Raw genomic sequence first — 12,796 nt, 5'->3', positions numbered from 1 at the left:
GGTTATCCTTTGACGGGAGCGGGAGCCGAAGCCGATGTTGCGCCGTAGATGTCGCGCGCGCGCTTGAGGAAGGCGTTGACCATGCGATGCACCGCTTCGGTGAACACAACACCGATCGCCTTTTGCAGGATGAAGCTGCTGAATTCGAAATCGACGTAGAAATCGATCACCGTGCCACCTTCGTCGGGGATAAAACGCCATTCGTTGCGCAGATACTTGAACGGACCGTTCTCGTAATGGACAAGGATGCGTTCCGGCGCGTCCAGGGTCACCCGCGACGTGAAGCTTTCCCGGAACGGGCCGAAACCGATGGTCAGATCGGCGACGAGGTTGTTTTCCTTTTGCGAGCGGATGCGCGCGCCAATGCACCAGGGCAGGAATTGCGGATATTTCGCCACGTCGGCGACCAGCGCGAACATCTGGTCGGGTCGATAGGGAACCAGCTTGCGTTCGGAATATTTCGGCACGATCAGGCGGCGAGCCGCGCGGCCCGAGCAGTCCGCAAGGCGGCGAAATCGGCATCCGCGTGGTAGGACGAGCGGGTCAGTGGCGTCGCCGACACCATCAGGAATCCCTTGGCGCGCGCCATCGCGGCCAGTTCGGCGAATTCATCGGGCGGGACGAAACGCTCGACCGCCGCGTGTTTCACGGAAGGTTGCAGATATTGCCCGATGGTCAGGAAATCGACATCGGCGATGCGCAGATCGTCCATCACCTGGCCGATTTCGGCGCGGGTTTCGCCAAGCCCGACCATCATCCCGGATTTGGTGAAGATCGTCGGGTCGATCTGCTTGACCCGATCGAGCAGGCGCAGCGACTGGAAATACCGCGCGCCGGGCCGGATCGTGGGGTAGAGGCGCGGGACGGTTTCGAGGTTGTGGTTGAACACGTCGGGACGCGCTTCGGTCACGGTCTCGGCAGCACCCGGCTTGCGCAGGAAATCCGGCGTCAGAATCTCGATGGTGGTGCCGGGCGAGGCGGCGCGGATCGCGCCGATCACCCCGGCAAAATGCGCCGCCCCGCCATCATCCAGGTCGTCGCGATCGACCGAAGTGATCACCACATGGCGCAGGCCAAGCTTGGCCACCGCATCGGCGACGCGCGCGGGCTCGTCGACGGCGAGCGGGTTGGGCATGCCGGTCGCGACATTGCAGAACGCGCAGGCGCGGGTGCAGATCTCGCCCATGATCATCATGGTCGCGTGGCGCTGCGACCAGCATTCGCCGATATTCGGGCAAGCGGCTTCCTCGCACACGGTGGCGAGATTGCCGGCGCGCATCAGCGCGCGGGTTTCGTGATAGACTGGATGGGTCGGCGCCTTCACCCTGATCCAGGCGGGTTTGCGCTGGATCGGGTTATCCGCCCGATGCTGCTTTTCCGGGTGCCTGACCCGTTCGCCGGTTGACGGACCACTGGCCCGATGGTCGATCTCGACTCGCATGATGGGTCAGAAGTGTATCGCGCGGCCGTAGGCGTCAAGCACCGATTCGTGCATCGCCTCGCTCACCGTCGGGTGCGGGAACACCGTGTGCATCAGCTCCGCCTCGGTGGTTTCCAGGGTGCGCGCGATCGCGTAGCCCTGGATCAGCTCGGTCACTTCGGCGCCGGCCATGTGGGCGCCGAGCAATTCGCCGGTTTCGGCGTCGAACACGGTTTTGACCATGCCTTCCGGTTCGCCCATCGCGATCGCTTTGCCATTGCCGATGAACGGAAAGCGCCCAACCCTGATCTTGCGGCCAGTCTCCTTGGCTTTCGCCTCGGTCATGCCCACCGAGGCGACCTGCGGCCGGCAATAGGTGCAGCCGGGGATATTGCCGGTATCGAACGGATGCGGATCGAGCCCGGCGATTTTCTCGATGCAGACGATCCCTTCGTGGCTGGCCTTGTGCGCGAGCCAGGGCGGCCCGGTGAGATCGCCGATCGCATAGACGCCCGGCTCGCCGGTGCGGCCGAAGCCATCGACCACGACATGGGTGCGTTCGACCTTCACTTTCGTGCCATCGAGGCCGAGATTTTCGACATTGCCGACGATGCCGACCGCCGAAATCACCCGCCCGGCGGTGATTTTCTGTTCCTTGCCGCCGATTTCGACGCTGACGGTGACCGAATCCTTGCTCTTTTCGGCGGATTTCACCACCACGCCGGTCAGCAGCTTGATGCCCTGCTTTTCGAACTGCTTGTGCATGAAGGCGGAGATTTCCTCGTCCTCCACCGGCAGAATTCGCGGCAGGGCTTCGATGACCGTCACCTCCGCGCCCATGTTGCGATAGAAGCTCGCGAATTCGATGCCGATCGCCCCGGAACCGATCACCACCAGGGATTTCGGCATGAGATCCGGCACCATCGCTTCCTTGTATGTCCAGATCAGCTTGCCGTCCGGCTCCACGCCGGGCAGCACGCGGGCACGCGCGCCGGTCGCCAGGATGATGTGGGGCGCCTTCAGCGTCGCGACCGGCTTGCCGTCCTTCTCGACCGCGAGCGTGTTCTTGCCCGCGAGCCTGGCCGCACCGTCGAACACCGTGACCTTGTTCTTCTTGAGCAGATGGGCGACGCCGGAGGATAGTTGCTTGGCCACTGCGCGCGAACGTTTCACCACCTTGGCGAGATCGAAGCCGATATTGTCCGCCTTGAACCCGAACTCGTCGAGATGATGCAGCAGATGGTTGATTTCGGACGATCGCAGCAGCGCCTTGGTGGGAATGCAGCCCCAGTTGAGGCAGATGCCACCGAGATGCTCGCGCTCGACCACCGCAACCTTCATCTTCAGTTGCGCCGCGCGGATCGCGATGACGTAGCCGCCGGGGCCGCCGCCCACCACCGCCACGTCGAAATTCTGCTCTGCCATGGGTCAGTTCTCCTGAGCGAGACGGCCAAGCGCCTCGCCATGCAGCCGGTAGCGGGTCCACTCGTCGAGCGGTTCGGCGCCAAGGCTTTGGTAAAAGGTGATTGCCGGCGCATTCCAGTCGAGCACCGACCATTCGAGCCGGGCACAGCCGAGACGGATCGCCTCGCGCGCGAGATGGCGCAGCAAAGCCCGGCCGACTCCCCTGCCCCGCGCATGTGGGGCGACGAACAGGTCTTCCAGATACAGCCCGGCCCGCCCGGTCCAGGTGGAGAAACTGGTGAACCAGATCGCAAAACCCAGCGACTTGCCTTGAGCTTCGGCCAGAACGGCGCGGGCGAGCGGGGTTTCGCCGAACAAAGCCGCAGACAACAGGGCTTCGGTCATCTCGACCGCGTTCGGCGCCTTTTCATAGACCGCGAGATCGCGCACCAACCCGAGCAGCGCCGGCACATCGTCCGGTGTTGCTTCCCGCAGCGCGACATCGGGTTTTTGCTCCATTACAGCATCAAACTCAGCGGCGCTTCGACGATCGCCTTGAACCTGGCGAGGAATTCCGCGCCGGTCGCGCCGTCCATCACCCGGTGGTCACAGGACATCGTCACCGTCATCATGGTGGCGACGGCGAGTTCGCCGCCACGCACCACGGCACGCTTTTCGCCTGCGCCGACCGCGAGGATCGCCGATTGCGGCGGGTTGATGATCGCGGTGAAGTGGCTCATCCCATACATGCCGAGATTGGAGATCGAGAACGAGCCCCCCTGGAACTCCTCGGGTTTCAGTCTGCCCGATTTGGCGCGCGCGGCGAGGTCTTTCATCTCGTTGCTGATCGCGGCGAGGCCTTTCTGATCGGCTTTGCGGATGATCGGCGTGATCAGGCCGTCCGGGATCGCGACCGCGACCGAAATGTCGACATCATGATAACGGATCATCGCGTCTTCGGTGAAGCTCGCATTGACCGCGGGGAACCGGCGCAATGTTATGGCGGCGGCCTTGACGATCAGATCGTTGACCGAAAGCTTGAAGGCGCCATCGCCATCTTTCGGCGATTGCGCGTTGAGGTCGGCGCGCAGCTTGAGCAGCGAGTCGATCTCGATCTCGATCGAGAGATAGAAGACCGGAATCGCCTGCGTCGATTCGACCATGCGCTTGGCGATGACCTTGCGCATGGTGGAATGCGGAATCGCCTCGTGCGGCGCGGTGATATCGGCGCGTTTCGGCGCTGCCGGAGCCGGCGCCTGTACGGCGGCTTCTTCCGGCTTGGCTTCGGGTTTCCGGCCGCGCGCGGCCTCGATATCGGCTTTGACGATTCGGCCGTTCGGGCCGCTGCCCTTCAGGGATGCGAGATCGAGTCCGGCCTGTTCGGCCATGCGCCGCGCCAGCGGCGAGGCAACGACTCGGTCGCCATGGTCGGTTTTTTGCGCCTCTGGCGCGGATTTCGGCGCTTCCGGCTTCGGCTCGGATCGGGGTGTCGGCACCGGCGTCGCCTTGGCGGTTTCCGCCTCCGGCTTTTCCGAAGACTGACGACTGGCGACCGGCGCCTGGTCCGGCACTTTCTCGCCCTTTTCGACCAGGATCGCGATCGGCGCGTTGACCGCCACCCCTTCGGTGCCTTCGGTCACCAGAATTTTGCCGAGGATGCCTTCGTCGACCGCCTCGACCTCCATGGTCGCCTTGTCGGTCTCAATCTCGGCGATCACGTCGCCGGATTTGATCGCATCGCCTTCCTTCTTGAGCCATTTCGCGAGGGTGCCCTCGGTCATGGTCGGGCTCAGCGCCGGCATCAGGATGTTGGTCGCCATGCTTTTGCTCCCTCAGAACAGTTTTTTTACCGCGTCCACCACCCAGTTCGGCTGAGGGAGGGCGAGTTTTTCCAGATTGGCCGCATAGGGCATCGGCACGTCGAGCCCAGCCACGCGGGTCGGCGGCGCGTCCAGCCAGTCGAAGGCGTGCTCGGTGATCTGCATGGCGATTTCCGCGCCGATGCCGGCGAACGGCCAGCCTTCCTCGACGCTGACGATCCGGTTGGTCTTTTTCACGCTGGCGACGATGGTGTCGATATCGAGGGGACGAATCGTGCGCAGATTGATCACCTCGGCGGAAATGCCTTGCCGGTCCAGCGCCTCGGCGGCGTTCAGCGCGACATCGACCATGATCGAGAAGGCGACGATGGTGACATCCTCGCCTGGGCGCTCGATCCTGGCCTTGCCGATCGGCAGGATGAAATCCTCATCGACCGGGCACGGATGCTTGTGGCCGTATAGAATTTCGTTTTCGAGGAAGATCACCGGGTTGGGATCGCGGATCGCGGCGCGCAGCAAGCCCTTCGCATCGGCGGCGGACCAGGGGGCGATGACCTTCAGGCCGGGGCAATGCGCATACCACGAGGCATAGCATTGGCTGTGCTGCGCGGCGACCCGCGCCGCCGCCCCGTTCGGGCCACGAAACACGATCGGGCAGCCCATCTGGCCCCCGGACATATAGAGGGTTTTCGCCGCGGAATTAACGATCTGGTCGATTGCCTGCATCGCGAAATTGAAGGTCATGAACTCGACGATCGGCTTCAGGCCGGACATCGCCGCCCCCACCGCCATGCCGGTGAAGCCGTGCTCGGTGATCGGCATGTCGATCACCCGCCGGTCGCCGAATTCTTCAAGCAGACCCTGGCTGATCTTGTAGGCGCCCTGGTATTGCGCGACCTCCTCGCCCATCAGGAACACCTTGTCGTCGTGGCGCATCTCGGCGAGCATCGCGTCGCGCAACGCCTCGCGGACGGTGATCTCCTCGGTCTTGCCCCAATCCTGCTCCGGCTCCGGCGCGGGTGCGGATCTGGGCTCCGGCTCGGGCTTCGGCGGGGCTTTGGCGGCTGCCGGTTCCTCCGCGGCCTGACCGCCGGCGGCTTTGTCCGACGCCTGGCGATTGGCGCCCGGCGACTCTTCGCCATGCTCGCCGAGCACCGCGATCGGCGTATTCACCGCGACCCCTTCGGTGCCTTCCTCGACCAGGATTTTCAGAATCTCGCCCTCATCGACCGCCTCGACCTCCATGGTCGCCTTGTCGGTCTCGATTTCGGCGAGAACGTCGCCCGATTTCACCGAATCGCCGACTTTTTTCAGCCATTTGGCGAGCGTGCCCTCGGTCATGGTGGGGGACAGGGCCGGCATCAGAACTTCGGTTGCCATGAATCAGCCCTCCACCAGAATATCGGTCCAAAGTTCGGCCTCGTCCGGCTCGGGGCTTTCCTGTGCGAAATCCGCCGCCTCCTGAATGCGCCGTTTGACGTCGTCGTCGATCGCCTTCAGCCGGTCCTCCGGCACGCCCTGGGCTTCGAGTTCCTTGCGGGCGAGGTCGATGCAGTCGTGCTCGGCGCGCATTTTCTGCACCTCCTCGCGGGTACGGTATTTCGCCGGATCGGACATCGAGTGGCCGCGATAGCGATAGGTCTTCATTTCCAGCAGGAACGGCCCCTTGCCGGCGCGGCAATGCGCCACCGCCTCCACCCCCGCCGCTTTCACCGCCATCACGTCCATTCCGTCCACCTGCATCCCCGGAATCCCCCAAGGCGCGCCGTTTCTGCTGAGATCGTGCGAGGCGGAGGCGCGCTCGACGCTGGTGCCCATGCCGTAGCGGTTGTTCTCGATGATGTAGATCACCGGCAGTTTCATCAGCGCGGCAAGGTTGAAGCTCTCGAACACCTGGCCCTGGTTCGACGCGCCCTCGCCGAAATAAGTCAGGCAGGCCCGGTCGTTGCCGCGATAGCGATTGGCGAAGGCGAGCCCGGTGCCGAGGCTCACCTGCGCGCCGACGATGCCGTGGCCGCCATAGAAGCCTTTTTCCTTGCTGAACATATGCATCGAGCCGCCCTTGCCGTGCGAATAACCGCCAGAACGCCCGGTCAGTTCCGCCATCACGCCCTTCGGGTCCATCTCGCAGGCGATCATGTGGCCATGGTCGCGATAGGAGGTGATGACCTGATCGCCCGGCTCAAGGGCGTGCTGCATCCCGGTCACCACCGCTTCCTGGCCGATATAGAGATGGCAGAACCCGCCGATCAGCCCCATGCCGTAAAGCTGGCCGGCCTTTTCCTCGAAACGGCGGATCAGCAGCATTTTCTCGTAGGCGGCGAGCAATTCGTCGCGGTCCATCGAAGGGGCCTGCTTGCTCGCCCGCTTGCGCGGCGCGGCAGAAGCCTTCGCCTTGGTCGTCGATTTCGTCTGGCGTGCCGCCATATCCCCCTCCATCGCTGTCGGCTTCAGGGCTAGATCGCCGGAACCGGCTTGAATGGCAAGCGTGTCATGGAAAAAACATTGATTGTGCAACGCAATATCGATGTTAACCGATTTATGGTTAACACCCTGTTCATGAATTCGGGATTGCCGAAACCGCCTGCTGCGAATGCCGAAAACGCAATCAAGCCGTGCGCGGGATGACGCTTATTGCGCGGCCTTGCCGGCGGGCGGCGACTTGAGCGGCACGGCGAGATCGCCGGGATCGGCGAGATCGAGCACCGAGCGCGCCTGCTGATCCAGCATATCCCCCGCGATGGCGTGATGACGCAGCGCATCGACCCGCGCCTCCCAGCGGTCGCGCCTGGCCGCGACCGATATCAGCGTGGCCTGGTCCTGGACGAGTACGTCCCGGTTACGGCGCTGCGCTTCGATGCCGCGCGAGCCGTTGATCGCGTTGAACACGAAATACAAGGTCACGGCGAGCAGCAGGAGCGGCAGGACGGCCGCCCGGATGCGCCGCTTCATGGGACAGGCCGCTTCATGGCACCGGAACCGATCACGATCATTGATGACGGCAGAATGCCCACCAGCGCTGGGGTTCCGCAAGCCCCGATCACAAACCCATCCAATCGGTCAGCGCATGAATGAAAACTTGGTAAGCCATATTTTGCCCGAATTGCCGCCCCTCCCGCGCCACGATGCCGTGTCCATATCACGAAAGCTTTAGTAGGAGTTATCGACCATGAATCGCAAACGCAATCGGGCACCGAAATTCGTTCTGGCGGCGGCGCTCGCGGCGATCGGTCTTGCGGCGACCAGCAGCGCCGCCTTCGCGGACCCGCCTTGGGCTCATGACGGCTGGCACGGCCGCGGCGGCTGGCACCATCGCTGGCACCGGGACGATGACAACGGCTGGGGCTGGCGCGGCGGCTATTACGCACCGCCCCCGGTCTATTACGCGCCGCCCCCGCCGCCAGTGTACTACGCACCGCCGCCGGCCTATTACGGGCCGCCCAGCCTGGCGTTCGGGATCAACATCCCGCTCGATGGCCGGTAACGTCGGCCCTCGATCTCGTCCTCGGCCTCACCCGGTCTCGATCGCGGTAAGGCCGGCGGCAAGCGCTTCCAGCAGATCCGGCAGAGCGAGCGCGACGCAGCCCGCGGTCGGCGCGTAATCCGCGCGCGCGACATGCAGGAAAATCGCTGAGCCGGCGCCCCGAATCGGCGGCGCATCGTTCCAGCCGAGCACGCCGATCACGTCATACAGCCCGTCCGCGCGCCATAATTCCTCGTGGTGCGCCGGATGCGGCAGGCGGATCATCCGATTATAGTCGGGGTGGGCGGGATCGTCGCACCAGCCATCGTCACGCGCGATCGGCTCGATCGGAACCGCGCAGCGCGGCGCGGCAAGCCGGTCGGCGCGGAACAAAACCCGGCGCAGCGGCAAAACCCCGCACGGCGTGCCGCAATCGCCTTCCTCCTTGCGAGCCACGATGCCCCGCTCGCCGATCGAAACGCGCCATTGCCGGCCGCCCAGGCGCAGAAACCCGTCGCCCGCGACGCGAGCGGTCATGGCGCGCCGGTCAGTCAAGCAGATGCCCGAAGCGGCGCGCCTTGGTGTCCAGATAAGCGTCGTTCACGCCGTTCGGCGCGAAGACATGCGGCACCCGCTCGGCGACATCGACCCCGCAGGCGGCGAGCCCCGCCATTTTCTCGGGGTTGTTGGTCAGCAGGCGAATGCGCTTGAGGCCGATCGCATCGAGCATCGCCGCCGCAATGTGGAAATTGCGTTCGTCGGCCTGCCAGCCGAGCGCGCGATTGGCGTCCACCGTGTCGAGCCCGCGATCCTGCAACGTATAGGCGCGCAGCTTGTTGATCAGGCCGATGCCACGCCCCTCCTGCGCCAGATAGAGCACGACGCCGGCTCCTTCCTCGGCCATGCGGCGGATCGCGCCCTTCAATTGCGGTCCGCAATCGCAGCGCAGCGAGCCAAGCAGATCGCCAGTGAAGCATTCCGAATGGATGCGCACCAGCGGCGCCGCCTTGGCGGCGGGAGCGCCCACCAATATGGCCATGTGCTCGATTCCCTGGTCGAGCGCGCGGAAGGCGATCAGCCGCGCATCCGGCGCATCCTCCAGCGGAATTTCCACCTCGGCCACCCGGTTGAGCGTTGCCGCTAGATTGGTGGGGTAGGCGAGCAGATCGGCCGCCGGCACGGCGAGCAACCCGGCACCCAGCGGCAGCGACGCCCAGCCCGGCCGCACCGGGGCCACGACCATTGCCGGCAGCAGCCGCGCCAGCTTGCCCAGCGCGAGCGCCGCCTCGGCCTGGTCGGGAACCGATGTCAGGGCAAAACTGGGCATGATCTGCTCGAGTGTCGGGTCGGCGACGCGCCGCAGGGTCGCGGCGTCGATCAGCGGGCGGGCGAGCGCGAGGGCGACCGCCGGAGCGGTTTCCGCCAAGGGTCGGCGCAGCACGGCGGCGGCGCGCGCGGGCGCCAGCAGCAGCGACGCGGGCCCGGCCGCGAGACGGTCGATCAGATGCAGCCCTTCGGCCCCCACAGTTTCGGCGGGTGCGACGATCAGCGGGTGCTGTCCGGCCAGCACCACGGGAACCCCGCGCCGCGCGTCGGCCACCGCGCGATGCACCGCGCGCGTCCGCGGCGCGCCGATCGGCGCCGATGCGTCGGGACCGCGGCCGGACACGGCGGGCGTTGCGGAAATCATGGCAATCCAGTCATCTCAATCTTATATCCAGAACGCTAATATGGATCGGGCCGACTGGTTCGGCCAGAGCGGAGTCCGGTTCGCCCGCAGCGCAACGACGCATAACGCTCATGTGAGCGATCCGGGAGCGAAAATATCGGCCGTGGCGAGAGAATCGCCATAATTGGCCTATAATGGCCCATGCAGGCGTCGCGGCCTTGATGCCGCGCTGCCGGAGATCGAGCGTTCGAGGGGAATAGCACCATGACGGCCCACCATCCGATCCTGATTGTCGACGACGACCCCGCTCTGCGCGGCACCCTGACCGAGCAGTTGCTGGCCGACGCGGAATTCACCCCCGCCGAAGCCGGCTCGATCGCCGAGGCCGAAGCGATGCTCGCGAAACCCGACCAGCGTTTCGATGCGATCATTCTCGATGTCGGCCTGCCGGACGGCGACGGACGGAATTTCTGCGCCCGGCTGCGCCAGCAGGGAGTAAAGATCCCGGTCATCATGCTCACCGGCTCGGCCGAGGAGCAGGATGTGGTGCGCGGGCTCGATTCCGGGGCCACCGACTATATCGCCAAGCCGTTCCGGCTCGCCGAATTGATGGCGCGGCTGCGCGCGCATCTGCGCAATTTCGAGAATAGCGAGGATGCGGTGTTCCAGATCGGCCCGTACACCTTCCGCCCGGCGGTGAAGCTGCTGCACGAACCGGTCAAGAACAAGCGCATCCGCCTGACCGACAAGGAGGCGGCGATTCTGAAATACCTCTATCGCGCCGGCGGCAAATCGGTCGGCCGGCAGGTGCTGCTGAACGAGGTATGGGGCTACAACGCGGCGGTGACGACGCATACGCTGGAAACCCATGTCTATCGGCTGCGCCAGAAAATCGAACCCGAACCGGCCCAGGCGCGGCTGCTGATCACCGAGGGCGGCGGATACCGGCTGAACCAGGAGGCCGGCCCGCAGGCGGCGTGACGGGCGAACCGCGACCGGCTATACAACGGGCACGTCTCCGTAGCTCAGCAGGATAGAGCACAGGATTCCTAATCCTGGGGCCGTGGGTTCGAATCCCGCCGGGGACGCCATCGCCTTTAACCTGTTGAAAAACAACGATTTATTTTGTGCCGTCCCGCTGATGCGACACACGCTTGTGCCACACATGGGAATCCAGGATGGCGTTGTGTTCGTTCGTCGAGAAGCGGCGAAACCGGTATTATTTTCGGGCGCGGCTGCCGGTTGATATCGCGCGGGCGATAGGCCGGAGCCACGTGGTTGCGTCCCTCGGATACGCCGCAGTTCACACCCCGCCAATGCCATATGCCTTGCTCAAACTCGCGGAGAAAAATGCGTAATCAGGTAGAGCTTTATCCGTGAGCCAAAGCGAACGGAAAATGCTCTAATCATCCGATCTTATCTTGAAGCGTGCCATTGCTACCCTCACTCCGCCGCCTCCGCGTAGTCCGAGAGTGGCGCGCAGGTGCAGATGAGGTTGCGGTGCGCAGCGCTACCCTGGCACCGGCCACTCCGACAGAAACGCTTACCGACCGAAACAACGCCGCGCGCGCCGTCAGCTTTGCGCGCGAGACCAAACCGGGATCTCACCCGTCACACGGCATCGGGCCGCCGACGCGGACACCTCCGTCTCTCCCGCCGGCCGGTACAGGCCCAGGGAATAGCCGAGCCACGCAAGCCCCGATTTGCGGGTCGCGACGCAAGCATCACCATGCTCACCAGCGCCAAGAGGCGCAGGATCGCGGGGGCGGCGAACTGGTCCGCCGATATCAGGGCAGTGCGGTCAAAGGCAGTGTAACCCCAGTGTCCGCGCCCCGATGTTGGCGGGGCCCGGTACGCGGAGGCAAAGGTGTGCTCTGACTGAAAGTGATTGACACGCGCCGATCTCGATACCACGATACCGCTTAGGCGATGGGGTTCGCCGTAAAACCGCCCTTGGGGCTGATGACTCCTGTTCAGGTCCGTATTTGCGGAGGCGAACAGGTGTCTGAACGACGATTGTTCACGAGGGTGGCTGTGTGTGCGACCCGCGCCCGATGTGGAACACACTGCCGATGACCGTGCGCGATGTCGTTCTCCAGATCGCTCAGGTCGGGTTCACCATCGGCGCGGCTCCCCTCATCCAGGGCTGCATCGTCCAGTTCGAGGAGCGCGTGCAGCGCGGCCGGGGGCCGGGCATTTTTCAGCCCTATCGCGATCTGTGGAAACTGTTCCATAAGCAGATCGTCGTGCCCGAAACGGCATCCTGGCTGTTCTGGATCGCGCCCGTCGTCGCGTTCGTCTGCATGATGACGGTGCCGATGCTGATTCCGGTGCTGACCAATTTCCCGCTGCCGCTGTCGAACATGGGCGATATTCTCGGCGGCGGCCTGATCCTGACGCTCGGTTCGTTCATGATAACGCTCGCCGGCCTCGATTCCGGCAGCGCCTATGGCGGCATCGGGTCGAGCCGTTCCGCGATCATTTCGATCCTCGCCGAGCCGACCCTGATCCTCGTGTTTGTCGGGATAACGCTGTTCGCCCGCTCGATGCTGCCCTTCGTGGTCAATCATCTGCTGGTCGCGAAGCCCGCGGTCTATCTCGGTCCCGCCCATCTGTTCCTGGTCGCCGCTTTCTTCATTCTGCTTACGGTGGAAACCGACAAGCTGCCGATCCATTCGAGCACCCATATCGAAGTCTACATGATCGAGGAAGCGCGGATTCTGGAATATTCCGGCCCGCTTTACGGACTTCTGAAATGGGCGTCGATGATGAAGCAGTTCGTCCTCTATACCATTTTCTGCAACGTTCTGGCCCTGCCGTGGTTCATGTCCTCCAGGGGGCTCGCGGTCGGGGTGATCGGCGCCGGCATTGCGGTGATCGTAAAATTCGTTCTGGTCGCCGGCGCGATCGTGGTGGTGGATACGATCCAGTCGCGCCTGCGATTCTACCGCTATCAGGAACCGCTGGCGGCGTCGTTCCTGCTCGCGGTGCTGGCGATCATCAGCACGCAGATCGGCTGA

Annotated in this window: 14 protein-coding genes, 1 tRNA gene and 1 riboswitch; of the genes, 5 read left to right on the top strand and 10 right to left on the bottom strand. The window is 64.3% G+C overall.

Translation table 11 applies throughout. The features are described from left to right. Window positions 1-2 precede the first annotated feature (2 nt). The 8 genes from AiwAL_RS12955 to AiwAL_RS12920 form a co-directional block, all read right to left on the bottom strand. Entirely contained in the window at window positions 3-467 is a 465-nt protein-coding gene (locus tag AiwAL_RS12955; RefSeq protein ID WP_235703359.1) for a type II toxin-antitoxin system RatA family toxin, read from the bottom strand. A 2-nt stretch (window positions 468-469) separates the two neighbouring features. Further along, complete coding sequence (gene lipA / locus AiwAL_RS12950; protein WP_235703358.1) at window positions 470-1,441, bottom strand: lipoyl synthase; 972 nt, start codon at window positions 1,439-1,441, stop codon at window positions 470-472. A 6-nt stretch (window positions 1,442-1,447) separates the two neighbouring features. Further along, the gene (gene lpdA / locus AiwAL_RS12945; RefSeq protein ID WP_235703357.1) at window positions 1,448-2,845 is read right to left on the bottom strand and encodes a dihydrolipoyl dehydrogenase; all 1,398 of its coding nucleotides are present in this window, start codon (window positions 2,843-2,845) and stop codon (window positions 1,448-1,450) included. Window positions 2,846-2,848: 3 nt separating this feature from the next. Beyond that, window positions 2,849-3,343 (bottom strand): GNAT family N-acetyltransferase, encoded by a 495-nt coding sequence (locus AiwAL_RS12940; RefSeq protein WP_235703356.1) that lies wholly within the window; start codon window positions 3,341-3,343, stop codon window positions 2,849-2,851. After that, the gene (locus tag AiwAL_RS12935) at window positions 3,343-4,644 is read right to left on the bottom strand and encodes a pyruvate dehydrogenase complex dihydrolipoamide acetyltransferase (protein ID WP_235703355.1); all 1,302 of its coding nucleotides are present in this window, start codon (window positions 4,642-4,644) and stop codon (window positions 3,343-3,345) included. Before AiwAL_RS12935 ends, AiwAL_RS12940 begins: the two co-directional genes overlap by 1 nt. A gap of 12 nt (window positions 4,645-4,656) precedes the next feature. Continuing rightward, entirely contained in the window at window positions 4,657-6,024 is a 1,368-nt protein-coding gene (locus AiwAL_RS12930) for a pyruvate dehydrogenase complex E1 component subunit beta (RefSeq protein WP_235703354.1), read from the bottom strand. Window positions 6,025-6,027: 3 nt separating this feature from the next. Continuing rightward, window positions 6,028-6,987 (bottom strand): pyruvate dehydrogenase (acetyl-transferring) E1 component subunit alpha, encoded by a 960-nt coding sequence (gene pdhA / locus AiwAL_RS12925; RefSeq protein WP_235703417.1) that lies wholly within the window; start codon window positions 6,985-6,987, stop codon window positions 6,028-6,030. 288 nt (window positions 6,988-7,275) lie between these two features. Next, window positions 7,276-7,596: a septum formation initiator family protein gene (locus AiwAL_RS12920; RefSeq protein WP_235703353.1), complete on the bottom strand. Its 321-nt coding sequence runs from the start codon at window positions 7,594-7,596 to the stop codon at window positions 7,276-7,278. A 217-nt stretch (window positions 7,597-7,813) separates the two neighbouring features. Between AiwAL_RS12920 and AiwAL_RS12915 the strand changes: the two genes are divergently transcribed. Beyond that, a complete protein-coding gene (locus tag AiwAL_RS12915) occupies window positions 7,814-8,128 on the top strand; it encodes a hypothetical protein (protein ID WP_235703352.1) in 315 nt (104 codons plus the stop codon). Between the two features lie 27 nt (window positions 8,129-8,155). On the opposite strand, the gene AiwAL_RS12910 is transcribed toward AiwAL_RS12915, so the two are convergent. Next, the gene (locus AiwAL_RS12910; RefSeq protein ID WP_235703351.1) at window positions 8,156-8,644 is read right to left on the bottom strand and encodes a L,D-transpeptidase; all 489 of its coding nucleotides are present in this window, start codon (window positions 8,642-8,644) and stop codon (window positions 8,156-8,158) included. 10 nt (window positions 8,645-8,654) lie between these two features. Further along, the gene (gene ribA, locus AiwAL_RS12905; RefSeq protein ID WP_262312818.1) at window positions 8,655-9,797 is read right to left on the bottom strand and encodes a GTP cyclohydrolase II; all 1,143 of its coding nucleotides are present in this window, start codon (window positions 9,795-9,797) and stop codon (window positions 8,655-8,657) included. Between the two features lie 243 nt (window positions 9,798-10,040). On the opposite strand from ribA, the gene AiwAL_RS12900 reads away from it, so the two are divergent. The 4 genes from AiwAL_RS12900 (at window position 10,041) to AiwAL_RS12890 (ending at window position 12,796) form a co-directional block, all read left to right on the top strand. Continuing rightward, window positions 10,041-10,757: a response regulator transcription factor gene (locus tag AiwAL_RS12900; protein ID WP_235703349.1), complete on the top strand. Its 717-nt coding sequence runs from the start codon at window positions 10,041-10,043 to the stop codon at window positions 10,755-10,757. 33 nt (window positions 10,758-10,790) lie between these two features. After that, window positions 10,791-10,867: transfer RNA gene (locus AiwAL_RS12895), tRNA-Arg, on the top strand. An 87-nt stretch (window positions 10,868-10,954) separates the two neighbouring features. Continuing rightward, entirely contained in the window at window positions 10,955-11,134 is a 180-nt protein-coding gene (locus tag AiwAL_RS20410; protein WP_407932522.1) for a DUF6538 domain-containing protein, read from the top strand. 558 nt (window positions 11,135-11,692) lie between these two features. Continuing rightward, a riboswitch (Fluoride riboswitch) is annotated at window positions 11,693-11,755 on the top strand. A 93-nt stretch (window positions 11,756-11,848) separates the two neighbouring features. Continuing rightward, the gene (locus AiwAL_RS12890) at window positions 11,849-12,796 is read left to right on the top strand and encodes a respiratory chain complex I subunit 1 family protein (RefSeq protein ID WP_235703348.1); all 948 of its coding nucleotides are present in this window, start codon (window positions 11,849-11,851) and stop codon (window positions 12,794-12,796) included.

Source organism: Acidiphilium sp. AL (genome assembly GCF_025499445.1).
GTDB classification, from domain to species: Bacteria; Pseudomonadota; Alphaproteobacteria; order Acetobacterales; family Acetobacteraceae; genus Acidiphilium; species Acidiphilium iwatense.
This window is presented reverse-complemented; position numbering and strand designations above follow the sequence as displayed.